This is a genomic window from Olivibacter sp. LS-1 (assembly GCF_008245145.1).
GTDB lineage: Bacteria > Bacteroidota > Bacteroidia > Sphingobacteriales > Sphingobacteriaceae > Olivibacter > Olivibacter oleidegradans.
The window spans coordinates 178066-204938 of record NZ_CP041643.1 but is presented as its reverse complement, the minus strand read 5'-3'; the positions used below and the strand labels follow the sequence as shown (position 1 = coordinate 204938).

Annotated in this window: 21 protein-coding genes; 17 read left to right on the top strand and 4 right to left on the bottom strand. The window is 41.0% G+C overall.

The features are described 5' to 3' along the window. Window positions 1–4: 4 nt before the first annotated feature. The 15 genes from FKG96_RS00770 to FKG96_RS00695 all read left to right on the top strand — a co-directional run bounded on the left by FKG96_RS00770 (window position 5) and on the right by FKG96_RS00695 (window position 22675). A complete protein-coding gene (locus FKG96_RS00770) occupies window positions 5–853 on the top strand; it encodes an endonuclease/exonuclease/phosphatase family protein (RefSeq protein WP_130855090.1) in 849 nt (282 codons plus the stop codon). Window positions 854–1024: 171 nt separating this feature from the next. Then, window positions 1025–2158, top strand: a complete 1134-nt coding sequence (locus tag FKG96_RS00765; protein ID WP_130855091.1) for an acyltransferase — start codon at window positions 1025–1027, stop codon at window positions 2156–2158. Between the two features lie 161 nt (window positions 2159–2319). Then, a complete protein-coding gene (locus FKG96_RS00760; RefSeq protein ID WP_130855092.1) occupies window positions 2320–4599 on the top strand; it encodes a WG repeat-containing protein in 2280 nt (759 codons plus the stop codon). A gap of 1 nt (window position 4600) precedes the next feature. Beyond that, on the top strand, window positions 4601–7189 hold the full coding sequence (locus FKG96_RS00755) for a WG repeat-containing protein (protein ID WP_130855093.1): 2589 nt from the start codon (window positions 4601–4603) through the stop codon (window positions 7187–7189). A 173-nt stretch (window positions 7190–7362) separates the two neighbouring features. Then, window positions 7363–8241 carry a family 16 glycosylhydrolase gene (locus FKG96_RS00750; protein WP_130855094.1) on the top strand — a complete coding sequence of 293 codons (879 nt, stop codon included), beginning with the start codon at window positions 7363–7365 and terminating at the stop codon, window positions 8239–8241. Window positions 8242–8694: 453 nt separating this feature from the next. Further along, window positions 8695–9828 (top strand): glycoside hydrolase family 88 protein, encoded by a 1134-nt coding sequence (locus FKG96_RS00745; RefSeq protein ID WP_130855095.1) that lies wholly within the window; start codon window positions 8695–8697, stop codon window positions 9826–9828. Between the two features lie 113 nt (window positions 9829–9941). Beyond that, a complete protein-coding gene (locus FKG96_RS00740) occupies window positions 9942–11249 on the top strand; it encodes a Gfo/Idh/MocA family protein (RefSeq protein WP_130855096.1) in 1308 nt (435 codons plus the stop codon). 14 nt (window positions 11250–11263) lie between these two features. Further along, entirely contained in the window at window positions 11264–13213 is a 1950-nt protein-coding gene (locus FKG96_RS00735; RefSeq protein ID WP_130855097.1) for a family 43 glycosylhydrolase, read from the top strand. Window positions 13214–13346: 133 nt separating this feature from the next. Continuing rightward, window positions 13347–14681: a BNR repeat-containing protein gene (locus FKG96_RS00730; protein ID WP_242627132.1), complete on the top strand. Its 1335-nt coding sequence runs from the start codon at window positions 13347–13349 to the stop codon at window positions 14679–14681. Between the two features lie 9 nt (window positions 14682–14690). After that, window positions 14691–15647, top strand: a complete 957-nt coding sequence (locus tag FKG96_RS00725; protein ID WP_130855098.1) for a glycoside hydrolase family 43 protein — start codon at window positions 14691–14693, stop codon at window positions 15645–15647. Window positions 15648–15925: 278 nt separating this feature from the next. Continuing rightward, window positions 15926–16360 (top strand): hypothetical protein, encoded by a 435-nt coding sequence (locus FKG96_RS00715; protein WP_013664096.1) that lies wholly within the window; start codon window positions 15926–15928, stop codon window positions 16358–16360. Between the two features lie 58 nt (window positions 16361–16418). Then, window positions 16419–18125: a glycoside hydrolase family 3 protein gene (locus tag FKG96_RS00710; RefSeq protein WP_130855100.1), complete on the top strand. Its 1707-nt coding sequence runs from the start codon at window positions 16419–16421 to the stop codon at window positions 18123–18125. A gap of 138 nt (window positions 18126–18263) precedes the next feature. Then, window positions 18264–19973 (top strand): glycoside hydrolase family 3 protein, encoded by a 1710-nt coding sequence (locus tag FKG96_RS00705; protein WP_130855101.1) that lies wholly within the window; start codon window positions 18264–18266, stop codon window positions 19971–19973. A gap of 221 nt (window positions 19974–20194) precedes the next feature. Continuing rightward, window positions 20195–20971, top strand: a complete 777-nt coding sequence (locus tag FKG96_RS00700) for an ABC transporter ATP-binding protein (protein WP_013664092.1) — start codon at window positions 20195–20197, stop codon at window positions 20969–20971. 27 nt (window positions 20972–20998) lie between these two features. Further along, window positions 20999–22675: a hypothetical protein gene (locus tag FKG96_RS00695; RefSeq protein ID WP_130855102.1), complete on the top strand. Its 1677-nt coding sequence runs from the start codon at window positions 20999–21001 to the stop codon at window positions 22673–22675. Here FKG96_RS00695 and FKG96_RS00690 read toward each other — a convergent pair. Continuing rightward, on the bottom strand, window positions 22635–23459 hold the full coding sequence (locus tag FKG96_RS00690) for an MBL fold metallo-hydrolase (protein WP_130855103.1): 825 nt from the start codon (window positions 23457–23459) through the stop codon (window positions 22635–22637). The genes FKG96_RS00695 and FKG96_RS00690 overlap by 41 nt on opposite strands. A gap of 375 nt (window positions 23460–23834) precedes the next feature. Here FKG96_RS00690 and FKG96_RS00685 point away from each other — a divergent pair, with 375 nt between their 5' ends. Together FKG96_RS00685 and FKG96_RS00680 are read left to right on the top strand one after the other, a co-directional pair. Then, a complete protein-coding gene (locus FKG96_RS00685; RefSeq protein ID WP_130855104.1) occupies window positions 23835–24761 on the top strand; it encodes a DnaJ C-terminal domain-containing protein in 927 nt (308 codons plus the stop codon). An 8-nt stretch (window positions 24762–24769) separates the two neighbouring features. Then, complete coding sequence (locus FKG96_RS00680; protein WP_013664087.1) at window positions 24770–25066, top strand: chaperone modulator CbpM; 297 nt, start codon at window positions 24770–24772, stop codon at window positions 25064–25066. A gap of 39 nt (window positions 25067–25105) precedes the next feature. Here FKG96_RS00680 and FKG96_RS00675 read toward each other — a convergent pair whose 3' ends face one another. The 3 genes from FKG96_RS00675 to FKG96_RS00665 all read right to left on the bottom strand — a co-directional run bounded on the left by FKG96_RS00675 (window position 25106) and on the right by FKG96_RS00665 (window position 26742). Continuing rightward, on the bottom strand, window positions 25106–25597 hold the full coding sequence (locus FKG96_RS00675) for a Dps family protein (RefSeq protein WP_013664086.1): 492 nt from the start codon (window positions 25595–25597) through the stop codon (window positions 25106–25108). A 46-nt stretch (window positions 25598–25643) separates the two neighbouring features. Continuing rightward, complete coding sequence (locus FKG96_RS00670) at window positions 25644–26213, bottom strand: HdeD family acid-resistance protein (protein ID WP_130855105.1); 570 nt, start codon at window positions 26211–26213, stop codon at window positions 25644–25646. A gap of 127 nt (window positions 26214–26340) precedes the next feature. After that, window positions 26341–26742, bottom strand: a complete 402-nt coding sequence (locus FKG96_RS00665; RefSeq protein ID WP_130855106.1) for a VOC family protein — start codon at window positions 26740–26742, stop codon at window positions 26341–26343. Between the last annotated feature and the right edge of the window lie 131 nt (window positions 26743–26873).

The following is a 26873-nucleotide window of genomic DNA, read 5'->3' as shown; positions in this document are numbered from 1 at the left end:
TAAGATGAAAAGAAAGATAATAGGCGTATTGTGTCTCCTTATTATAGGTATATCAACATTACAGGCGCAACAATTAAGAGTGGCTACCTTTAATGTACGCTACGCTAATCCGGGTGATACCGGTAACTTATGGGAGGACAGAGCGCCTGTAGTGGCTGCTTTGATCGACTTTCATGATTTTGACATCTTTGGTACCCAAGAAGCACTGAAGAGGCAATTGGACGATATCAGTGCCGCTTTGCCTGAATACCAACGGTATGGTCTAGGCAGAGATGACGGACAGGAAGGGGGCGAGCATTCGGCTATCTATTTTAAAAAAGATCGATTCTTTTTATTAAAGAAAGGCGATTTCTGGTTGTCAGAAACACCGGATAAGCCGAGCTTTGGTTGGGATGCAAAATCGCATAAGCGCATATGCTCGTGGGTGCAGCTGCGCGATAAGAAAAGCAAGCGGGAGTTTTTTGTGTTTAATGCGCATTACGATCATCAAGGTGTACAGGCCCGTAAGGAAAGCAGTAAGTTGATCTTAAATAAGATCAAGGAAATTGCCCAAGGCGCTCCGACAATCTTTACGGGAGATATGAACGGCTCTGAAGAAACGGAATGGTATCAAGCTTTAGCACAGTCGGCTTTGCTGAAGGATACGCAAAAGCTGGTAGCGAAACCGTATAAGCCCAATGCTTCGTTCAATGGTTTTGGCAACGAAAAGTCTCTACAGGCAACGGCAATCATTGATCATATTTTTGTTACCAAAGATTTTAAGGCCCTTAAATGGGGTGTGCTGACGGATACTTACCACGGTAAGTTTCCGTCAGACCACTTTCCGGTGATGGTGGATCTGGAAATCAAATAATGTTTGTAATATTCCGAAAAAACCCTCCGCAATGGAGGGTTTTTTTTCAAATTGAATCTCCTGTTATATGCGTTCCTTACCACGGCTATATTCGTGGTTATCAGTAAAAAGCAATTTCGCTGAATGATATGCCAAAATATCTGAATAGCTTTTCCTTGAAATAGCTTACCTATGCATCTTAACCAAGATGAAGCCACTATGCCTCAGGAGCCTAAAATTAGGTATTTGCAAAGCAAGCCTCATTATGATCTACTGGATGGTTTACGGGGAACGGCGGCTATTACAATTGTCGTTTTTCATTTTCTGGAATTTGTATACCCTGACTATAGTCAAAATTTTTTAGGACACGGCTTTTTAGCAGTTGATTTTTTCTTCTGCTTATCGGGTTTTGTCATTGGTTATGCTTATGATGAACGAATAACTAAAATTGGTCCCTGGCAATTTTTTAAGGCAAGGCTTATTCGTTTGCATCCGCTCGTTTTATTGGGGTCTGTATTGGGATTACTTGGCGTTTGGATTGACCCTTTTTCCGACATAGGTTATGATGCAGGGCAGCTCTCGCTCATTTTTATTTTTTCGGTGTTGTTGGTTCCTTATCCCGTTATGCCCGATCGCGGTTATGGTCTGTTTGGACTGAATACACCTTCGTGGTCGTTATTTTTTGAGTATGTAGCGAATATTGTTTACGCTCTTTGGCTCTATAAAATAAGTCGCCAAACCTTATTCCTGCTCTGGTTAGCGGCAATGATTTGGCTTGGTTGGGTGAGTTATGAAGCAGGTACTTTGATCGGTGGTTGGGATGGAAAAAGCGCTTGGGATGGTGCTGCGCGTATTGCCTATTCTTTTTTAGCTGGTCTGCTTGTATATCGTTCGAACTGGTTGGTTAAAAATAAAATGGGCTTTGTTGGGCTTTCCATTTTGCTATTGCTTGCTTTTATAGTTCCATATTTTAAATGGAACTGGTTGGTAGAAGTCGGTATTGTTGTGTTTTATTTCCCTTTGCTACTAACCTTGGGCGTGGGAACAAAGCTTTCGGAAGGCATGAGGTCACTTTGTGTATTTTTCGGCAAAATATCTTATCCTTTATATATGACTCATATTCCCATGATATGGATATTCGGCAATTATTACAATAGTCATCAGGTAGACACGCTTCGGCTGACTTTCATTATAATTCTTGGAACTGCCTTTTCTTTAGGTTTAGCCTATGTTATTATGAGATTGTTTGATACACCCGTTAGGAAATGGTTGCAGTTGAAACAACGACGTGCAGTAATGAGCTCCTCGAACATAGATAAGAAGTAGACCGGCGAATATGCTGTAAGGCGGTTAATCATCTCATTAATATTAAGCGTATGTCTTCGTTTTTAAGATTGCATTTGCGGCATTAAACATGACGGTTACTATTCCGGAATTCCCCGAAATCAGGGATTTACGCAATAGTTTATGCTGCTTACTTTTGATTCATGAATAAACGCTATTTGTTGCTTCTATATTTCATGGTTCATCTGTCAGTTTTTGGGCAGACACCTGCAGTAGTGGATGCTATTGATTTTTCGTCGTATGAAACCTTTCCGGAAGTACAGTTGGATGGCAAGAGATATCTGTATTTACCGGAGGCGAACTTGCTAATTGATAAAGTAGAAAACAGCACCGGAAATATGTTAAGTGTGATAAAGGATGGCATGTACGGCGCTGTGGATAAAAATGGGAAAATCCTTGCGGCTATCGAATACGACGGTATTGAGTTGAAAGACGAGTATAAAGGACAATGGTATGAAGGAATAAGTTACGATTATGAGTTTATTATAACCGAAAAAGAGGGCAAATATGGCGTTATAAATGTCAAGGGTCGTGAGATTAGCCCACCTCAATATGACGGGATAGAGATTATTAATAAGGATTTAATAGGAGTTAAACAACACGGCAAATGGGGGTGGACTGCTGCAGAGGATGGTCATGTCATCCAACAGCCTATTTATGACGAAGTGCGTAAATGCTACTTGAATGATAAGTGTGTGGCGATTTATCTAGGAGATAAGCAAGGAATGGCAAAGGCGGATGGAACCGTTATTATTCCACCTAAATACGTTTTTCTTTCGAATCTTTATACACATTCGGCATCCTACATTGCTTGTTCTGAAAACGGATTATATGGTGTTTTGGATCAAGGGGGAAAGGCGCTTACGTCTACTCAATTTGAGGCGGTATCCTCTTTAGGTGACATTGATTTAATAAAGGTGAAACAAGGAGGTAAATTTGGGGCTATTAACACGCAAGGCAATTGGATTATTCCTGCTGAATACGACCAAATCGACGACTTTGTTAAGCGTTTGGCGATTGTTGCAAAGGATGGGAAACAAGCGGTTGTGGATAGCAGCGGAAAATTGCTCGTCCCTTTTGGCTATGATGAGATTGAATTTCAGGATGCGGAAGGACAACCCGTATTTCCTGCTGCAGCGGCGGTAATGGCGCCCATATCTTATGGGGCTGAGTTGTCGGAGGTAGCTTTAAAGGAGCAAGCAAAAAGGAAAGCAATAGCTGCATTACCCTATACCATTTATGTACAACGGGGCGATCAAAGTAATCGGCTCGACTGGTCCGGTAAACCTATATTTCCGCCCAATCAATTGTTGACGACTGATCCCTTTATCCAAGGAGGAAAATCTTACTATCGCGTTTTCACAAAAGATTTATATGGTGTATATGATGCAGAGGGGGAAGAGATTTTACCGACGAAGTATCACTTACCGCAGGATCAATATGCAATGACGACGGACTATAACCTAGGCGGAATCGATTTGTCCGATTCATCGTTCGTCCCTATATATGATGGTGAAAAGCTGGGCCTATTTAATTTAGTGCAAAAGTCCTTTATAGTTCCTGTGGCTGATCAAAAAATCAGCTGGATTAGCCGACATTATTTGGTTGTGACCCGTAAACTACAGGATAGGGACTACGCCTATGAGGCAGCGCTTTACAACAGCGAGGGGCAATGTGTCAGGGGTTTTGATGCCAATGTTTACGATTATCATCCTGTTAGTGAAAATTTCTTCCTGCTGGAGCGGGAAGACCAAAGTTTACAACTGATAAATGGCGATGGAAAGGTCGTCTATGAAAATCCAAGTTGGAAGGGCAGTTTGCGAAAGCAGGGCTTCGGCTTACCTATTAATGAAAATCAGGATGCAGTTCCGTTTGAAAGCGGCCTGCTAAAAATAAGCGGTGATCAGCACAACCTTTTCATCGATTTGCAGGCTAGAGAAAGGCGCTTTGCAGGATACACGGCGGTGGGAAATTTTTATAAGGGGCTAGCCTTCGTCGTGAAAAAAGCGGAGGATGGAAAGGATCGCTACGGGGTAATCAATAAAGATGGGAAAGAGCTAATTCCGGCAAAACTGGAACAAATCAATACCGTATACGACCACCCCAATTTATTGCTGGTACGCCAAGATAATCAATACGGGCTGTGGAGTCGAGAAGGGAAATTCTTATTAAACCTAGAATACGATGATATAGAAATCAATAGTTCGCAACGCTATGTGCGAATTGTGAAAAACGGTAAAATTGGTTTGGCAACTAAAGACGGGGAAATAGTGCTTGCCCCAAAATATGATGAGTTATTTGTTAACTATGAGGGTGATGAGCACACTTGGCCCGTCTTGGTAAAAGAGAGGGAGTGGTATCACATCGTAGCCAAGGACGGAACGATTTATCCAATAAAGACGCAGAAAAAAGGAGCTTATTAATATGGGAAGATACTTTTATATCGTTGTTTGGCTTTTGCTTCCCATACTTGGCGCAGGGCAAGGGAAGGAAAATGACAGTCAAGGATCGATAGCTGGCCAAGTTGAACAGCTGACCAGTTTGGCTTCTTTTTATCATGGTTATGCACGCGTTAAGAAAGGAGAAAAAGAATACTATATAAACAAACAGGGCGGGAAGGCTTTTGATACAGTAGTTCCGAACGCAAATGTCATGTTAGGGAATAAAGACGATATCGCCGCCTATGATGAGTCTGTTAAAAGTGAACTACTACCAACTAAGGTAATCCCCTTTATAAAGGACGGGAAATGGGGAGTGATGAACCCACGGGGTGAAGTTTTATTGAAGGCAGCGTATGACAGTGTGGGAGTTGATAATCCCTATTACTGGAAATTGAAGAAGGCTAACGAAATTTCCTTCTACCTTAAAGGGGGAAAGATGTTGCCGTTTTTTGAGGATGCCGGCTATTTAGATGGTAATTACTTTGATGTAAAACAACAAGGAAAGTGGGGTATTTACAGCTTCAAAGAGCAAAAGTTGGTAATACCGGCCATCTTTGATGCCTTTGATTACTGCGGTGGTTGTGGAAGAAAACCTTCTTATGTATATGCAAGTCATAATGGTAAGTGGGGTATTCTGGATTGGAACGGAAAAGAACTACTTCCCTTTGTTTATGAACATGGTCACTATGGCATGCGGAGCGATAATTGGGTAGAATCTTTTACGAAGAATGGGAAGCGCTTAATTGTACATATTCCCACTAGAAAAGAATTCCTGGCAGATGAACAGGACGATTATCCTAAAATCGTTGCAGGTCTTTTGCTGGTTAAAGAAATTATAAACGTAGCGCATCGGCAAACTGTTAAAACAGGAAATAATGGTTCTATGGCGCGATATGGTATTGGTATCTACGGGCAGGATGGAGAAATGGTTTCACCGCCACAGTATGAATGGATCGACGAACCGAATGCTAATTCTTACCTAGGGTATTATGGACCTTATCTTCTCGCAAAAGCCGATGGTAAGATGGGTGTTGTTAACCACTCGGGGAAATGGGTACTGCCGGCTCAATATGATGATGTAAAGGTTTATGATGATTATTTTGTAGCTAGAAAGGATAACCTGGCCATCTTATTTGACAAGAATCAAAAAGAACTATTGCAGGTCAATAATGCAGAAATTACGCATGCCAACGAGTATTTCTACTCCAATGGTAGTGATGGTTTAGCCGTTTTTAAAGTTAAGCAGCGTGCTTACTACGGTCTTTATTTCGTGGACAACGTAAGGTATTACCCGCCGGAGTTTTATGACGTGGATATCAAAGCTAAATTTGATGGTGAAAATCGAAACTTGATTGTGGGGGAAAAGCAAGGGCTTTTTACGGTATTCGATGCTCATGGAAATTTGTTGATACCGGGACAGTATAATGGCTTCTCTTTTTTGGAAAGCTTACCGGATTCGTTAGCGGAAATTGTGCGGGGTAAGAAAGTGGGCCTATATAACGTGAAATCACAAAAGGAAGTTATACCGCCTGTTTACGACCATTTTGAGCTGATGGGACCGCAGCACGAATTGATAATGACAACGAAAGGGGACTATGATAAACCTGCCTATGAATTTTGGAACCTACAGGGACAAAAAATTATTGGTAAAACCTTCACCGACAAGGACACCATAAACACCCAATATTGTCTGTTAAAAAACGACCAAAACGGTTATTCACTGTTTAATGTAGAAACGAAGCAAGTTCGATTTTTAGATTACGCTTATGTTTGGAAGGTGGGCTCGTCGCGTCTGCTCTTTGTATCAGATGATGGGAGAAAGGGGAAGCTTTTTGATATTTTGGAGGATAGAGAGCTTGGGACCGTTTATGATGCCAGTCAGTTTAACTTTGAATTGAATGGCGAACGGAATACCACCTATGTTACGCTGTTTCCTTTCAAAAATGGTTTTGCAAAGATCGTAAAACATGGAGAATATGGTTTTATAGATGAAAAAGGAAAGGAGCTTCTACCTCCAAAATATGCCAAGGTATCGGATTTCAACGGAGCAGGGCTTGCCGTTGTAGTTGATGCCCGGAAGCTCCAAGAAATGGGTTATAACAACCGGCTGTGGCCCGTAAATATCATCGATAAGAGCGGGCGAACTTTACTTTCTGAAGGTTATGTAGCGCCTGATCTACAATTTTCGGATTTTTCTGAACTGTTTCTGAACGATAAAATATTGCTTTTTAAAATGCTTTCACATACGAGCGAATTGCGCGTTGGCCTAGCCGATAGTAAGGGGCAAGTGCTATTGGAGCCGATTTACAATGACATCATTCCGACGAAGAATAATCGCCTACTTTTACTAAAGAAAGGAGCTAAATTCGGATTGGCCACCTTTGAAGGAAAGATTATAGTTCCGGTGCAGTATGCAAACATGGGCTTGGGAAATGGTGCTTTTTATACGAGTTCGGACAGCGTCGATATGTTTCCGGTACCGGTCTTCAACGACGATAAATGGTTCTATATTGATGAGACAGGCAAAAAACTACCCCTTGAAGCAGCTAATTTAGATGATTTACTGTATTAAACTATATTGTACACTTATATAAATATTCCGACGGCAAACTGATCATCGTTATGGTTTCTGTTAACGGATTTGCCCCCTGAATTGTATGAGTATACCCCCCTTGTTTGCAGAGTGCACTCCGTAGGTTTGTGTGATAAAACCAATTTTTAGTATAAACACAAATATGAACCAAAATGAATGTACCTATTTTATTTAAAAAGCTAGGATGGATGATTCCAGTGGGATCGCTGTTCTTTGCCTGTTCAAAGCAGGAGCTGGGTGAAGTAAAAACAAGTTCAGGTGTTGATGGCAAATTAAGCAACACGGAGAATGTAGTGTTACAGCAAAGTCCCGTGGTCTTGGTTGACGCTTCTTCATTTAACAATTACACAACCTTTGAGCAAAAATGGAATTATCTTTATCCCTGGGGCAGTGATCATAATGGGACGGCACGCATGTACGGAAGTTCTACCGATCATAATCACATTTATTTAACAGGAACGGACTTAAATATTTTGGCTACCCGAATAAACTGGAATGAAGGAAATAGTCCGCATGATCCGTATCTACCCATTCGCTACCATTCGGGTGCTATTCATTTAAAGGAGAAGATAACTTTTACCGACGCGCTTCCCTATTGGGAAATCCGAGGTGATTTTCAAGTGCCAACGGTTCGTGGTTCTTGGCCGGCCTTCTGGTTAACAGGTGCCGATAGCTGGCCTCCGGAAAGCGATATAATGGAGTTTAAGGGCGATAGCCGAAATTGGCAGAATACCGCTACGGGGCCTAGTTGGCAAAATGTTACTTGGCAAAATAAGATTACCCCGGTAACCAACGCCGGTAATTGGCATAATTATATGCTACGCGTACGTCGCGTGTCGGCGACACATGTCGATTTAGATTACTATATAGACAATCAACTCATGGCCACACACCGCGCCGATTTTATGAATAAGCCTTTTTGGTTGATTATTAATATGCAAATGGAAGGATCAAGCGGAGAACCCGGGCCGCAAGAAGCTTTAATGAAAGCAAGAAATATTTATGTAGCAGGGTCCACTACGGCTTTTTAATTTAATTAATAACATAGAAATCCATGCATAAATAAAGTCACCTATTTTATATTGTACTAAGTATTGAGACACTTAATATGCCGACAGGCTGTAATAAGAAGCGTAAATTGGATTCGCTGGATATAGGAACTTCGGGTGTATCAATCTTTATAAATGTATGTTGTGTTTGGTTATAATGATCGAATGTGTAACCGAATTGGTTGCACATTTCAGTTTGATCCTAATGACACCTTTGGCTGAGAGAGATACAATTAAATAGAGACGCTGTTTTACAGCAGAACCCAGGTTATAATTAATGTTAAGAGAGGTCTGCTTCATAGAGAGTCTCTATAGTTAATAAAGATCGGGTTGTTTGTTGTTCACATCGAGGAGCTCCTTAGGGAGCTTCTTTTTCCTGAATAAGGTTTGCTAACCATCGAGTGGATTACTATCTTAACGCAAATAAAATATTAAATGAAAAAGCATTTTATTCTTTTAGGAGTCATACTTTCATCGTTACTATATACTGTGTTAAATGCGCAGGAGCTGCCAGATAAAGTGGAAGTAATTAATATCATTCGCCAGGTAAATGATTATTGGCAAAGTAAACACCCCGCCAATGTACGGGCTTTTTGGGATAATGCCGCTTATCATACGGGTAATATGGAAGCCTATCAGGTTACACAGGAGGAACGCTATCGTAAATACTCGGAAGATTGGGCCATACACAACGAGTGGCAAGGCGCAAAATCCACCGATAAAGCGACTTGGAAGTATTCCTATGGAGAAACGGACGAATATGTGTTGTTTGGTGATTGGCAGATCTGTTTCCAAACGTATATTGATTTGTATAAATTGAATCCGGACGAAAGGAAAATCGCTCGTGCAAAAGAGGTTATGCAATATCAAATGAGCACCGGTAAAAACGATTATTGGTGGTGGGTTGATGGTCTTTATATGGTAATGCCTGTAATGACAAAGCTATATACCGTCACAAAAGATCAGCAATACTTGAACAAGTTGTATGCGTATTTCAGTTTTGCAAAAAACCTAATGTATGATGAAGACGCCAAGCTGTTTTATCGCGATGCTAAATACATTTATCCAAAGCATAAGACCAGCAATGGGAAAAAGGATTTTTGGGCACGGGGAGATGGTTGGCTTTTTGCAGGTTTAGCAAAGGTACTAACCGATCTACCGAAGGATGATGCCCATCGAAAGGAATATGAACAACTTTTTAAGGAGATGGCGAAGGCTGTTCGGAAGGCCCGGCAACCCGAAGGATACTGGACGCGAAGTTTGCTGGATTCACAACATGCTCCTGGTTATGAAACAAGTGGCACGGCCTTTTTTACTTATGGATACTTATGGGGGATTAATAATGGTTTGTTGAGTGAAAAGCAATATCTGCCCACCGTTAAAAAAGCATGGACTTATCTGAGCGAGGTAGCACTACAGCCTGATGGTAAAGTAGGTTATGTTCAGCCCATTGGCGAAAAAGCAATCCCTGGTCAGGTTGTCGATATCAAATCGGAAGCAAATTTCGGTGTTGGAGCGTTTCTGTTGGCTTCGGCCGAGCTTTTCCGCTATTTGGAGCGAACTAAGTGATAGCTTGTGAAGATATAAAGGTTGTAATAAATGTCTTATTTACATTTTTTGAAAACGTTGGCATTGTTGAAAAAAAGATATATTTTTGAATGGTAACCATAACGCAACCATTTATGAACAACGCAAGAAGAAACTTTATTAAAAAATCAACGGCGCTTGCCGCAGCAACAGGCTTATCAGCTGCTTTCCCTAATCTCTACAGCATTGCTGCAGGACATGCTCAGCAAAAAATCAGAATAGGGGCTATTGGGATTAACGGAATGGGCTGGGCGGATTTGAATGCGATTTTAAAACATCCGGATGTAGTATGTACGGCACTCTGTGATGTTGACAAAAATGTATTGGATAAACGAACGAAGGAACTTGCCGATCGTGGTATAAAAACGAAAGGATATAATAATTATCGAGACCTACTGGCCAGCAAGGATGTGGATGCGGTCGTAATCGGCACACCGGATCATTGGCATTGCTTGCAGATGATTGAAGCTTGTCAAGCTGGGAAGGATGTTTATGTAGAAAAACCCTTAGGCAACTCGATTACGGAATGTAAAGCCATGGTGGCTGCTGCAAAGAAATACGACCGAGTGGTGCAGGTAGGACAGTGGCAACGTAGCCAGCAGCACTTTAAAGATGCAATGGCCTTTGTTCATTCGGGAAAACTGGGTAAGATACGTTTGGTAAAAGCCTGGGCTTACCAAGGATGGATGAAAAGTATTCCGATTAAACCGGACGCCCCTGTACCGGCCGGTGTGGATTATGACCTCTGGCTGGGTCCGGCAAAAAAACGTCCTTTCAATCCTAATCGCTTCCATTTTGAGTTTAGGTGGTTCTGGGATTATGCAGGGGGATTGATGACTGATTGGGGTGTTCATATGCTTGATTATGCACTCATCGGTATGAAGGCAACTACGCCAAAATCCATTATGGCTGCAGGTGGAAAGTTCGCCTATCCGGAGGATGCCGCCGAAACACCGGATACACTGACAACGGTCTTTGAATTTGATGACTTTAACATCCAATGGGAGCATGCCAATGGCATCGATGGAGGTCCTTATGGTCGAAACCACGGGGTTGCCTTTATCGGAAATAAAGGAACATTGGTGGTGAATCGTGACGGTTGGGAGGTAATACCCGAAGGTGATCGGATGGAAGCGGTGCCATTGCAGAAGAAAGTGGATAATGGGTTGGATCTGCACGCCGTTAATTTTATCGAAGCGGTGAAAAGCCGTGATAAGGCTTCACTCAATACGCCGATTGAAGCGGGAGCTCACATTGCGATATTTTCCCAAATGGGTAATATTGCCTACCGTACAGGGAAAAAGATTTATTGGGACGAAGAAAAAGGTTCTTTTAATGATACAGATGCCGATAAGCTAATCACAGCGTCTTATAATAACGGTTATACAATACCTCAAGTCTAACAATTTAGTTGTTCATGTTATCAACCAACTCATTCCGTACACTGATTATTATTTCACTAATCCTTTTAGCACCTGCTGGCAGGCAGCTGCTTTTTGCTCAACAGGGGCCAAAGGCGATAGCTGAAAAAGATTATGTCGCCTATCTTTTCACTTACTTTACCGGAAACCGTATGGAGGAAGAGGCTGTGCGATTTGCTGTTAGCTTGGACGGCTACCATTATAAGGCGCTTAATAATGACTTACCAATACTGGATTCCAAAAAGATCAGCTCAACCGGTGGAGTGCGCGATCCTCACATCCTTCGTGGAGAGGATGGGAAAACCTTTTATATGGTACTGACAGATATGGTCTCAGCAAAAGGATGGGACTCCAATCGGGCGATGGTGTTGCTGAAGTCTACTGACTTGATCAATTGGACTTCGCACGTTGTCAATATACAGCAAAGATATGCTAATCAGGATAAGTTGTTGCGCGTATGGGCTCCGCAAACAATTTACGACCCACAGGCCGCGAAGTATATGGTATATTGGTCAATGAAATATGGTGATGAACCGGACAAGATTTATTATGCCTACGCCAATCCGGATTTCTCGGATCTGGAAGGCGAGCCGAAACAATTGTTTTTTCCTTCGAATGGGAAATCGTGTATAGATGGAGATATTGTACGGAAGGATAATACCTATTACTTATTTTATAAGACGGAAGGACATGGTAATGGCATCAAAGTAGCGAAAGCTGCTTCGCTTACGGATGGTAACTGGGAAGAATCGGTAGATTATAAACAACAAACTACAGATGCGGTGGAAGGCTCCTGCGTATTTAAGTTAATCGGAACGGATACTTATGTATTGATGTATGACGTATATGGAAAGGGCAGGTATCAATTTACAAAGAGCACCGATCTGGAACATTTCTCAGTTATTGATAATGAAGTGTCAATGAATTTCCACCCGCGGCATGGAACGGTGATGCCAATAACGAGAACAGAGTTGAAACGTCTCACAAATAAATGGGGAAATCCTGGTATCGACCTTGAATCGCTTCGTCAAAACCCGGTGTTGGAGGGTTATTATGCCGATCCGGAAATACTATACGCTCAGAAAACGAAAAAGTATTATTTGTACCCTACTAGTGACGGATTTGATCATTGGGGCGGTTATTCCTTTAAAACATTCTCGTCCGACAACTTGGTCGATTGGAAGGACGAAGGGGTTATCCTCGACTTAAAAAAGAACGTGCCTTGGGCCGGCCGCAACGCTTGGGCCCCGGCTATTGAAGAAAAGAAGATAGATGGTAAATACAAGTATTTTTATTATTACTCCGGCGCACAAAAAATCGGTGTCGCGGTAGCTAATGAACCGACAGGTCCCTTTAGGGACATTGGAAAACCTTTAATTGCTTCTAAACCAAAGGGAATAAACCGTGGACAAGAGATTGATCCCGATGTGTTTACAGATCCAAAATCGGGTAAGAGCTATTTATATTGGGGCAATGGATATATGGCTGTAGCAGAGTTGAATAAAGATATGGTTTCGATTAAGGAAAGTACGGTAAAGGTCATAACACCCGACAAAACTTTCCGTGAAGGAACGTATGTCTTTTATAGGAAGGGACTTTATTATTTTCTTTGGTCGGAAGATGATACGAGAAGCGAAAATTATCGCGTACGATACGGTACCGCAAAATCACCACTCGGACCCATAGAAATTCCGGAAAACAATTTAGTACTGGCAAAGGATCCATCGCAGGGCATCTATGGCACTGGACACAATTCCGTATTGCAGATTCCGGGTAAAGATGAGTGGTATATGGTTTATCATCGCTTTAGCAGGCCCGATGGGATCAAAATGGGAGAAGCAGCCGGTTACCATCGAGAAGTATGTATTGATAAAATGTCTTTTGACAGTGAGGGGCGGATTTTACCGGTTAAGCCAAGTCTTCATGGGATAGAAGGGGTGAAATGAATCAACTAGTTAATGTGAAATAATGGTAATGATACCTTTTCGTCCTGTTTGCCTATCGATTTGGCATGCGTGCTTACTGCTTTCGGTCCGACAAGTTAAACAGCGATCCTTTCCATCCTTGATATTATTGAGCATGCGTTTCTTATGGATACATGCTTTTCAACTTATACTACTAAGTATACTAGGCAGTGTCTTTACAAATACTAATGTGCAGGCACAAGTAAAGCCATTTACTACAATCTATCCCGTGGCAAAGGCGTGGTCAAAAAACTCAATTAATGCGATTATTTTTAGGAAGAATTCATTGGTGACCTATAAAAAGCATCAATATATCGCCTTCTATGATGAAGAAGGACAAGTGGTGTTGGGCAAAAGGAGGCTTGGTTCTGAAAATTGGTCACTAATAACCACTAGCTATTCCGGGAATGTAAAGGATGCTCACAACGTGATCAGTATAATGGTAGATGGTACGGGTTATTTGCATGTTTCTTGGGATCATCATAATAATCCGTTAAACTATTGTCGCAGCACAAAGCCGGAGTCGTTAAAATTAGGACCAAAAATGGAGATGACAGGCAGTCAGGAAAGTCGCGTTGCCTATCCTGAATTTTACAAACTGGCCAATGGCAATTTGCTTTTTACTTATAGAAACGGGGAATCCGGCAAAGGAAATCTGATTGTGAACCTTTACGATTGTAAACAACAGAAATGGACAACGCTACATGATAATTTGATTAATGGTGAAGGACAACGAAACGCTTATATCCAGACTACAGTGGATAAGGAAGGCGTCATTCATTTATCCTGGGTTTGGAGGAGTAGTGCGGACGTGTCAACCAATCACAATATGTGTTATGCACGTTCGAGAGATGGTGGACACACCTGGGAAAAAAGCAATGGTGAGCGTTACACACTCCCAATAACAGCGGGTAATGCAGAAGTGGCGGCGCGTATTCCACCTAATAGCGAGTTGATTAATCAGACATCCATGACCACGGACGATATAGGAAATCCGGTAATTGCCACCTACTGGAAAGAGTCGGCTCAAGATGTGCCGCAATATCACCTGATTTATTTGCAAAACGATTCATGGAACGTGAAGATATTGCCCTTTAGGAAGACGAATTTTACTTTGAGTGGTGTTGGAACTAAACGTATCCCTGTTTCGCGACCGCAAATTTTGGCGAGCCGATATGGTGGTAGATCGGTATTTTATATGATTTTTAGGGATGAAGAACGGAAAGGAAAAGTGTCACTTCTCAAAGTAACGAACGATCAGAATAACCACTGGGAGATTATCGATCTATTTAACGAGGATATGGGGGCGTGGGAACCAACACTTGATACAGAACTTTGGAAAAAGAAGAAAATCGTCAATCTCTATTTGCAAAAAGTTGAACAAGCAGATCTGGAGGGCCAGACGGATTTTCCTCCACAGATGGTTAACGTACTGGAATGGAAACCTTAAATTTTGTCTATGTTACTTTATAATAATTTGTTCAGGATTATAACTTTATCACTGATTCTGTTCAATGGCTTGCATGTGCTTGCAGGGAATAGAGAAGAAGAGATTTATATATTTGCCTATTTCAAGGGCAATGGAGAAGATGGACTTCATTTAGCTTATAGCAAGGATGGCTATAACTGGGATGCTTTAAAGAATGATGAGTCTTTTTTACAACCAAAATTAAGCAAGGACAAGCTGATGCGTGATCCTTGTATTATTCGAGGTGGTGATGGACTGTTTCATATGGTTTGGACAGTCAGTTGGACAGACAAAGGAATCGGCTATGCTTCTTCGAAAGATCTGATCAATTGGTCAGAGCAGCAATATATACCGGTTATGCGGAGGGAAGAAGGGGCGAGGAATTGTTGGGCGCCAGAAATAACTTACGATCCCAACTCGAAAAACTACATGATCTATTGGGCAACAACTATTCCGGGAAAATTTCCCGAAACGCAAATCGAGGCAGAAAATGCCTATAATCATAGAATGTATTGTATATACACGAAAGACTTTAAAACATACAGTGATACACGCTTACTATATGATCCCGGTTTTAATGTGATCGATGCAACGATCGCTAAAATAAACGATAAATGGATCATGTTCTTGAAAGATGAGACGAAAGAACCTGTCGAAAAGAATATAAAGATAGCCTATGCTGATCAGCTGCAAGGCCCCTATTCAAAAGCAAGTAAGCCCATCACAGGGAATTATTGGGCGGAAGGCCCGACACTTACAAAAGTAGGCGCTACTTGGCTGTTGTATTTCGATAAGTATACCGAACATCGCTATGGAGCCATCGCATCTACCGATCTGGAAAATTGGAAAGACGTGTCTGACAGGATTAATATGCCAAATGGAATCCGGCATGGTACAATTTTTAAAATCACACAAAAAGAACTACAGAAATTATTGATTGCTAAATAAAAACGCTTAATTAACAGCTATCTGCAGACAGCCATATTAAGTTTGCTTTTTTCTTACTCCCAACTCCCCATTAACTACTCCCTGCTCCCTATTAACTACTCCCTGCTCCCTATTAACTATTCCCAACTCCCCATTAACTACTCCCTGCTCCCTATTCCCTGCTCCCTATTCCCTGCTCTAAAAACCTCTTCGCTTTTCATTTGTTATTCTTATAAAAAAAACGTAACTTTAATATTACATTAAAGCTAACTTAATATAAACACTTAAAACTGAATGCTATGCTTACCCATCACGTCTCCCACAAGGGTGAAAGGCATCACCCACTTTGGTTGGAAATAACCAGAATTGTACTTTCATTGGTTATTCTTTGGAAGGGAATTGAATTCATTGCTAATATACATGTGTTTACGGATATCATGATGAATAGTTCGGTACCTGTTGCTATTCTGATGAGTGTGCTCGTACATACAATCATCGTAGCCCATATTTTTGGTGCGATAGCATTGTTTACAGGGAGTTATGTTCGTATTGCTTGTATTCTTCAGATGCCCGTTATTCTGATGGCCTTACTGTTCAGAGATCTGGCGAAGGATGTGCTTAATCCCTATGCTGCCGTTTGGGTAAGTATTGCTATCCTGTGCGCGCTTGTATTAGTGTTATGGAGAGATAAGCATGATTTTATAGATAGAGATCGTTTGCGAAATAAAGTTTAGCCAAAATATTTTCGAGAAAGTTAAACCATGGGTATTATCTTTGAGGTAGATAATACTCATGGTTAAAAAGTATTTATTCACATATCTGTTTCTTATATCTGTTTGGCAATCTTTTGCTCAGCAGCCTGCAGATTTTACCACCTTTATCAATTCCCCTCATCGATGGGTGGATTCTACTTTTAATAGTTTAAACCAGAACGAAAAGATTGCACAGCTCTTTATGGTAAGAGCGCATACTAACTTAGGACAAAGGTATATAGATTCTGTAGCGAAAATAATTGCTAGTGAGAAATTAGGCGGTGTAGTGTTCTTTCAAGGTGGCCCCCTTGGACATGCAAAGGCTATTAATACGTATCAATCCATCTCAAAAGTTCCACTGCTGATAGCCCTCGATGGTGAGTGGGGGTTGGGAATGCGTCTGGCAGATTCCACCATTTCTTATCCTTATCAAATGACCTTAGGAGCTATTAGAAATGAGAAGCTTCTCTATAATATGGGACGTGAAATTGCAAAAGACTTCAGACGACTTGGCTTGAATGTAAACTTTGCACCGGTAGTTGATATAAACAATAACCCGAGAAATCCTGTCATTAATTTCCGCTCTTTTGGAGAAAATAAAGGTAATGTAACGCGGAAAGCAAGCGCATACATGCGGGGAATGATGGATGAACATATATTGACTACCTTAAAGCATTTTCCCGGGCATGGGGATACCGATGTCGACTCACACAAAGATCTTCCTCAATTGGCATTCAGTAGAGGTCGGCTGGATTCGCTGGAGTTGTTTCCATTTAAGCAATTGATACGTGAAGGAGCCTCGGGTGTGATGGTTGCCCATATGAATATCCCCGCCCTAGATAAAACGCCTAATTTGCCGTCATCACTGTCGCCTGCTGTAATTGACGGATTACTCAAGAAGGAACTTGGCTTTAAGGGTTTGGTATTTACGGATGCCATGGATATGAATGGCGTGGTTAAATATTTTAAAAATGGAGAAGCAGATGTACGTGCCGTTATTGCCGGGAATGATATATTGGAATTATCTCAAAATAGCAAAAGAGCCATTGCTATGATCGCTAAAGCCATTAAAGATAAACGGATTAGCCAAGCAAGCTTAGATGCAAAAGTAAAAAGAATTTTGGCGGCTAAACTCTGGCTCGGACTGGATAAAAGGGAACCGGTAATGCTGGATGGCTTGTATCGCGAACTAAACCGGTCAGCGTCAAAAAAGCTGAATCAGGAACTGGCTGACGCAGCCGTCACATTACTGAAAGGCGATAGCCTTATACGGAACATTGATTATGGCAAACGTACCGCTATCATTAGCATAGGAGCTCGAGAATTGACTACTTTTCAAAAAGAATTGGAAGGTAAATTTGATAATGCGCTGAAATTTGTCATCTCACCCGACGCGAAACCTAATGATATCGCAAAAGTGTCTGTCGAACTGTTGCGATATAATCAGGTGATCGTCGCCTTGCATGATACGCGCCGATCGCCGCAAAGTAAAATTAACTTCAGTGGCACAGTCCGTTTGTTTATTAATGAATTAGCTAACATGAATAGCATCTTTTGTGTCTTCACCAATCCCTATGCATTAGCGGGCATGCCGGGTATTGAGGCTTGTAAAAGTTTGGTTCTAGGTTACCAAAATAGTGATGAACTGCAACGGGCAGGAGCAAAAGTCATATTGAAAAGCTTAAGGCCGACTGGTAGATTGCCCGTAACTGTCAGTACTTTTTTCAAATACGGAGATGGATTGTAATTTTTAAAATGCGTTTTTTTGCGGTTTTCATTTTGCTTAAAAGCATTATAGGGCGATATTCTGCTTTTATTATCTTTTTTTATTGAAATTTTTGCATAAAACGGCAATTATAACTAAGTTTGATTTCATTGTTTCATTATGTTAAGAAAAGCCAGCCTAATACTCCTCATCGTTTTGACCGCATCGCAGATAGTTTCTGCTCAATCGTCTTCAAACTTTATAGATTTCATTAATCAAGAACATACATGGGTGGACTCAGTTTTTAACAGGTTGAGCAAAAAAGATCGTATTGCGCAAATGTTCATGGTGCGTGCGCATACAAATTTAGGTAATGCGTATAGCGATTCAGTAGCCAAAGTGATAAAAAAGCAAAAGTTAGGAGGAGTGGTGCTTTTTCAGGGCGGCCCTGTTAGGCATGCTAACCTTATAAATAGGTATCAAAAACTTGCAAAAGTTCCGTTGTTAATGGCGCTGGATGGAGAATGGGGATTGGGCATGCGCTTGATGGATTCGACCATCTCCTTTCCTTATCAGATGGCTTTGGGAGCCGTACAGGACGAACGATTAATCTATCAGATGGGGCAGGAGATTGCCAAAAATTTTAAACGAATTGGCTTAAATGTAAATTTCGCTCCCGATGTGGATGTAAACAATAATCCGAATAATCCGGTAATCAACTACCGGTCTTTCGGCGAGAATAAAATGAATGTGGTGCGAAAAGGGGGTGCCTATATGAAGGGGATGATGGATGGCGGTTTAATGACTACTTTAAAGCATTTTCCAGGCCATGGTGATACTGATGTGGATTCTCATTATGACTTGCCTAGTTTGAATTTTACGATAACTCGCCTGGATTCACTGGAAATGTACCCTTTTAAAGAATTGATCAAACAGGGGGCCCCTGGGGTAATGGTGGCCCATATGAATATCCCCGCCTTGGATACAACCGCGCATCTGCCTTCGTCACTTTCAAAAAATGTAATTACCGGTATGCTGAAAGAGCGTATGGGCTTCAAAGGACTCACTTTTACCGATGCGATGGATATGAAAGGCGTTGTAAAGTACTTCCCGGATGGTGAGGCTGATGTAAGGGCGATTATTGCCGGAAATGACGTGCTTGAATTGTCAGAAAACAGTAAACGAGCAATCAAAAAAGTAAGAAAAGCGATCCGTAAAAAGAGATTATCTTGGGATGATATCAACGCGCGTGTAAAAAAAATACTAGCAGCTAAATACTGGATGGGTCTGAATCAACGGCAAGCGGTCATCACAGAACATTTATACCAGGATCTTAATAATGATTCTGCCAAGCAGTTAAATCAACAATTAGCGGATGCTGCTATTACACTGTTGAAAGGGGATACACTCATTAAGCAGTTAGATCTTGCAGAAAAGACGGCGCTGGTTAGTATTGGCGTCGATAGTTTAACTACATTTCAGCAAATACTTGGTGGACATTTTGATAATAGCTTAAATTTCATCTTATCTGCTAAGGCTACTGGCGCAGAAGTGTCAAAGGTAGCTAATGAGCTGAAGAACTATAAACAGGTGATTGTAGCACTTCATGACACACGTTTGCGTCCGCAAAGTAAATTAAACTATAGCCAAGAGCTTAACATGTTAATTAGCGAACTTGCTAGTCATAATGTGCTATTTAACGTCTTTGCAAACCCCTATACTATTGCTTCCTTCCCCGGCTTGGAGCACGCCGGTGGTTTGGTGGTAGCCTATCAAAATGACGGAACCTTTCAAAAAGCAGCGGCAAAGTTATTAAGCGGGCAATTAAAAGCCACCGGTAAATTACCGATAACCATTAACAGCTTTTTCAAATATGGAGATGGCTTATAGCTTTATGCTAGGGAAACCATTTGCTTTGCTGCTCGTTCCATCGGTTTCCTCCGAAGCCGTTTTTCCCAATACACTGGCTATATACAAAGCTAAAGCTAGTACGCACGGTTAAAAGTAAAAGCCCTTCATTTTTAATAGCAGTTGCTCCGCGTCTTATTTTCAAAGTTCACAAAATATAAAGAATTTCTTATCTTGCTTTACATTAATCAAGAAAGATAAGAATGAACCAAGATGAACCTATCATACGCATTGAAAATCTTCATAAAAGTTATGATGATAAACAGGTTTTGAAAGGGATTGATCTTGAAATATATCCCGGTGAAGTGATTGGCTATATCGGCCCAAATGGTGCCGGTAAATCAACAACCGTTAAGATCCTTACCGGATTAATAAGTGATTTCGAGGGTCATATCACTGTTGATGGCATCAACTTAAAAGAGAATGCACTTCCAATTAAATCCATTATAGGATATGTTCCGGAGAATGCTGAGCTATACGATGTGTTAACCCCTTTGGAATATCTGGATTTCGTGGGTAAGCTATATGACATGGAAACTTCGCTCATTGCAGCCAGAGCAACTAAGTTGCTTACTGCTTTTGGCCTGAGTGAATCACTTAATAAGCGAATGGATACCTTTTCGAAAGGTATGAGGCAAAAAGTGTTATTGACTTCCGGAATTATTCATAATCCAAAAATTCTCATTTTAGATGAGCCTTTGTCTGGCTTAGATGCAAATGCAGTAATTGTTGTTAAAGAGCTGATCTCTCTATTGGCAAAGGAAGGCAAAACGATATTTTATTGTTCGCATATGATGGACATTGTTGAAAAGGTTTCAGACCGTATTCTATTGATTAATCAAGGCAGTATTGTGGCAAATGGTACTTTCGAGCAATTGAAAGCTGAGCATGGCGATTCCCTCGAACATATTTTTGCTAAGCTCACCGGCCATGCGGAAACTTCAGGAAGTGCTTCTAGTATCATGTCTGCCTTCGAATAGCGAGAATGATCGCAAAATATTATATCCATGAATAATTTCATTGTCCAACTGGCTTTACTTTTTAGTCCTCTATATCGTAAAATCGGGGTAAATACCGCTCAGATGGAGGTTATATTACGTGTCAAATTACTGATGGATGACCGAAGACCGCTAACGGCATTTGGAAACAGATCGAAAAAGGAAAACAACTACAGCTCCTGGCTTAATTTTTTACTGCTAGCAGTGATGGGTTGCGTATTGCTGCTTTTCCTTTTTTCCGTCAACCAACCTTATCTGTCTTTTACGATCTACTTCGGTGTGTTTATGGCAATGTTATGCCTCAGCTTGATCGCTGACTTTTCCGTCATCCTGTTAGACAGTAGAGATAATTTTATCATATTGCCACGTCCCGTTGATGATCGAACGTTTGCCTTAACACGCATCCTGCACATCGGAATCAGTATAGCTAAACAAGCGGTTGGTTTAGCGCTCCCGGGACTTATTTTTACAATAATTAGTCGAGGAGGATTTGCCGGTGTTATTTTTATTTTTCAAGCGGCAATAGCAACCGTACTTTGTGTATTACTGGTAAACTTGTTTTACCTGATTGCCATGAAATTCGTCTCGGTGCAGCGCTTTAAAGACATTGTAGCGTATTTACAAATTGTATTTTCGGTGCTGATCTTTATGTTGTACTACACGATGCCAAATGTGCTGGAAAGTGCCATGGTTCAGCAGCTTGACTTTGCAGCGGTGCCCTGGTTATGGCTTACACCAAGTGCTTGGATCAGCGGACTACAAGAACTCGGAAGGGGAGATACGTCATTACTTACCATTGCACTGTCCCTAGCGGCTTTCTTATCGCCGTTGGTGGCTTTGTGGATAATGAGCAAAAACTTCTCTACCGGATTGAACGCTACGTTGAGCGCTTTGCAGACAAGCGACGACTCGGTTAAGGTCGAAACAGCTGCCACCCGTAGGCAAACGCTTAGCGATAAATTAGCGAATATATTAACCGGTAGCCCATTGGAAAATGCCGGTTTTAGATTAGTTTGGAATGTAACGGGACGCACACGTGAATTTAAAACTAAAGTGTACCCTTCGTTGGCTTATGTCCCGGTGTATTTTTTTTTCATGTTTTTTGTACGTAACCGAGGAAACGCAGAAGGAACGTGGACAGAAAAATGGAAGAATATCCTCGCGCAACATACTTATCTCTTCATTTTTTACTTTTCTTTATTTACTTTATTAACCGTATTCCAATTTATCACACAAAGCGAAAAATATAAAGCTGCCTGGATTTATTTTGTGGCTCCTATTCAACAACCGGGCCTTTTGATGTCCGGTGTATTGAAAGCTGCGTTTGTTAAATTTTATATGCCTTTTATGATTGTTTTTTCCGTGCTGGGACTAGCCTTTATTGGTCTGCCGGTAATAAATGACCTCCTTTTATCTACGGCTGTAGGCGGAGTAGCGGCCATTTTAATTTGTCTGTTTACCGTAACAGGCTATCCTTTTAGTCAACCGATAAAAAAGACAGAAGGGCGCTTTATTGCCAATCTGCTTTTGATAGGATTAATCAGCGCGATCGGCTTTGGGCATTATTTAGCTGTTAATTATGAGTGGTTGGTGTGGGCACTTGCTAGCCTTGCCGTCGGTACATTCTTTCTGCTATTACATTTTTTTAAAAAAGAGTCTTGGGAAAAAGCGGAATTTCGGGAATAAGATCTGCCGGCTGTGACCATCTTTTTACTTCAAAAATAGGACTTTCTTCGTATCGCGAAGCAACCACAATTTTTACGCCATTGGCATGGGTTGAGAAAAGCTCGGTAACTAAATTCGGACAATTATTATCTTTGGATAAATGAGATAAAAAAAGATGACTCAAATTGTCCGTTCTGTGGTTTAGAAAGAGCTCTAAAGCTTGCTTATTGGACAAATGACCATACCCCCCGCGAATTCTGTTTTTCAAAAAATACGGATAACGCCCGCGATCTAATAGATCGTCGTCGTAATTGGCTTCTAAAAAAACCGCATGACACTGGCTGAAATGATGCTGTACACGTTCGCACACCCTTCCTATATCCGTAAAAACGCCGATCCGAATGCTTCCTCCTTCTACCACAAAGCTATAAGGGTCAGCCGCATCATGATACTTGGCAAAGGGAGTGATTTGAAAATCGCCAATTTGAATAGGATCGGATGCATGAAATAGGTGGAGCAGCTCGGGAGCAATAAAAAAGCCGGTTGCTGTTAATGTCCGCTGATTGATATAGACTGGTATGCGGTATTTTAAACTTAACCTGCACAAGCCCTTTATATGATCACTATGTTCATGGGATATAAAAATCGCTTTGATAGATGGAATGGATAAACCTAAACGGGTCATTCGTCGCTCAATCTCGCGGCATGAAATGCCGGCGTCTATTAGAACAGCTTCTCTTCCATTGCCAACATAGTAACAATTGCCATTACTTCCGGAATTGATCGAGGTAACATAAAGCGACATGTGTGCAAACTTAATAATTTTCGTTGGGATTACTGCCCGTGCTTTGCGTTATGGAATTTCTTTTTAAGCGATATTACGATGTTAGTATTAAAGAAAGGTTTCCTTGAGTTACTCTTTTTAATATATGTTCTTTTTCTTGGCAAAAAGAACGAAACCGAGAAGTTTGCCTTCGAGCTCCTATGAACGCTTTTGAAAATAAATGCAAGTGAATAAAGTCAAGGTTATCCACCTTGCTAATGGGCGCAGTAAGTGGGATGTATAAAATAAACTTTCTTTTAAAACCACGATTCATTTCAATTTAAAAGGAAAATAGGAATATATGAAAGTCCCAAACAAAAAGGGACACACAGCTGTATCTAGGTTGAAGGTTTAATTATGGAATATATTGATTACTATAAAATATTGGGCGTTGATAAGAATGCATCTCAAGATGATATTAAAAAAGCATACCGTAAACTTGCCAGAAAGTTGCACCCCGACTTAAATCCGGATGATAAAGAAGCGCATAAACGATTTCAGGAATTAAATGAGGCCAATGAGGTACTAAGTGATCCTGACAAGCGGAAGAAGTACGATCAATATGGGAAAGATTGGAAGCAAGCGGAAGCTTATGAGCAGGCGAGACAGTCACAACCTGGAGGCGATTACTATGCACGTGGAAATCCTTTTGGCAATCAAAATCCATTCGAAAGCGGTTTTGACGGATCGGAAGGCGATTTTTCTTCAGGCGGTTTTTCAGATTTTTTCGCCTCCATGTTCGGTGGAGGAAGAAGGAGCCGAAGCCAATTTAAAGGGCAGGATTACCGCGCGGAATTACATCTCAGCTTGAGGGATGCTGCAGAAACGCATAAACGAACCTTAACAATAAATGGGAAGAAGCTGCGCATCACCATCCCTGCGGGTGTGGAAAATGGACAGGAAATTCGTTTGAAGGGTCAGGGTGGACCCGGTGTAAACAACGGGCCGGCGGGCGATCTCTACATCACTTTCGTTATTGGAAATGACCCAGTGTTTAAGCGATTAAAGGACGATCTGTATTTGACGCAGGAAATTGATTTATACACAGCCGTTTTGGGAGGAGAGGTTATGGTCGATACACTGGGATCAAAAGTTAAATTAAAAGTTAAACCGGAAACCCAGAATGGTACCAAAGTGCGTCTAAAGGGGAAGGGCTTTCCCGTATATAAAAAAGAAGGTCAATTTGGCGATCTAATTATAACCTATCAAGTCAACATACCAACCGGATTGAGTGAAGAACAAAAAACGCTATTTCAGCAGCTAGCCAATTTAACGACTAAATAATTAGACAAATGGGAACCACATTCATTTTGGTCAAGGAATATTGTGCACAGAGCACGGTGGACGAAGGTTTTATTCGTTCGCTTTATGAAGAAGGGTTAATAAAGCTCACTTTGCAAGCAGATGAATGGTATATTCATGAAGAAGACCTTGAGGCGTTGGAACGATTTAGGCAATGGCATTACGATTTACACATTAATGTCGAAGGTATTGACGCCATGCGCCATTTAATTGGAAAGATTAGAAGTATGCAAACAGAAATTAAGCTGTTAAAAAGCAGGTTACGCTTACACGAAGAGGGATGGTAAGTTGGGCGGAGGCTTATAACGCCCCGCCCCATTTTTTTATTATTGAACCATAGAACGCAGCATCCAAGCCATTGATTCGTGCTGCTCCATCAAGCCTGTCAGGAAATCTGCCGTTCCGGCATCTTTATGCTTATCTTGAATAGGATCAATCGATGTGCGAATCTCTCGTATGATGGTTTCATGGTCTTCTAAAAGCGCTTCAATCATTACTTCAGCAGATGATCCATCATCTGTATGCTCCAAAAGATTGGTTTCATTAAGGAATTGTTGTAAGGTTCCCAATGAATAATGACCCAATTTACGGATACGCTCTGCCACTTCATCCATCATTTCCGCAAGTTCTTTATATTGCGATTCAAAGAATAAGTGGAGGTCGTGGAAGTGGATGCCCTTTACATTCCAGTGGAATTTTCGAGTCTTGGTATACAATACAAATTCATCAGCTAATAAATGATTCAATTTGTTTGCTACCGCTTGGCGATTATCTTCAGAGATGCCAATGTCAATTTTAGCAGTTTTTACGAGTGCCATGATAAAAGTTTATTAGAGTTCATTAAGATATTTATAGTTCATTTTGTTAGGGATTCATATGATCCCTGATTTTCTTGAGCTGCATAGAAAAAATGATATTTACCACGCCGGCAACGATAAAAGCAAAGGCCGTCCACCCAACAATAGTCGCAATACCGATCACTGGATTGAAAATCATACTTAGGCCGAATAATACCGTTAAGATACCTCCGGCCAAGATCCATCCCCAGCCCTTTACGTCTAAGTTCTTCAGTTGAAAGGCGTAGCTGCAAAGTGAAGCTCCTAATAAGAGTATATAAAAACCCACTATGAAAGGTAGAACGCTCATCGATAAACTCGGATATAATAATAAAACGAAGCCCAGTACAACGTCCAGAATGCCTGCAGACAGTGTCCAACCCCAATGATGCAAACGGTGTCGATTCCCGAATGTAAAGGAAAGCTCCATAATACCATTAACAAAAATAAGACCACCAAAGAAAACCGATAAGCCTAAATAGCTCGCCAGCGGATTCGATATTGTATAAAAACCGGCAATCAATAACAAGATGCCAATAACAGTGAAAAGCCACCAATTTTTGACCTCACGTTTAATCTCCTGTATAAATGCTGTCATATGAATAAAATTAATCAAGAACCCGAGCTTTATCAAAGCTACTTCGTTTAGATAAGATATGAGTTGATAACAATCATACTAAATTAGGTGTTTGATCATCTTTTACTTTATTTCAATGGAATGACAATTAATGGTCAATTTCGTAGAACTCCAAAGGCAAGTCGTCGGGATCCGCAAAAAAAGTAAAGCGTTTTCCGGTTAGTTCATCTACCCGAATCGGTTCGGTTTGTACCTGATGCATCGTTAGATGATCGATTGCCTTCTCTAGATTGTCAACAGCAAAGGCTAAATGTCTTAAACCGCAAGCTTCAGGCTTGCTCACCCGTCTCGGAGGCTCAGGAAAGGAAAATAATTCAATGACGTATTGACCATTTAAGGCCAAGTCTAGTTTGTAAGATTCCCGTTCATCTCGATAAGTTTCGTTAAGGACCTCAAACCCAAGTACGGTAGTATAAAATTGCTTGGATCGTTGATAATCGGAACAGATAATAGCCACATGATGAAGCGCTTGTATTATTGGATTTCCCATGCCAATGTTTTTGAACGAAGGTATAACTTATAATGTAAAAAAGGTAACATTCTTATGAGAGAAGGCCAAAACAAATTTTTTTTAATTAAAAAGGGTATTTTAGTGAAAAACTTGGCGAACGCTTGGTTTTT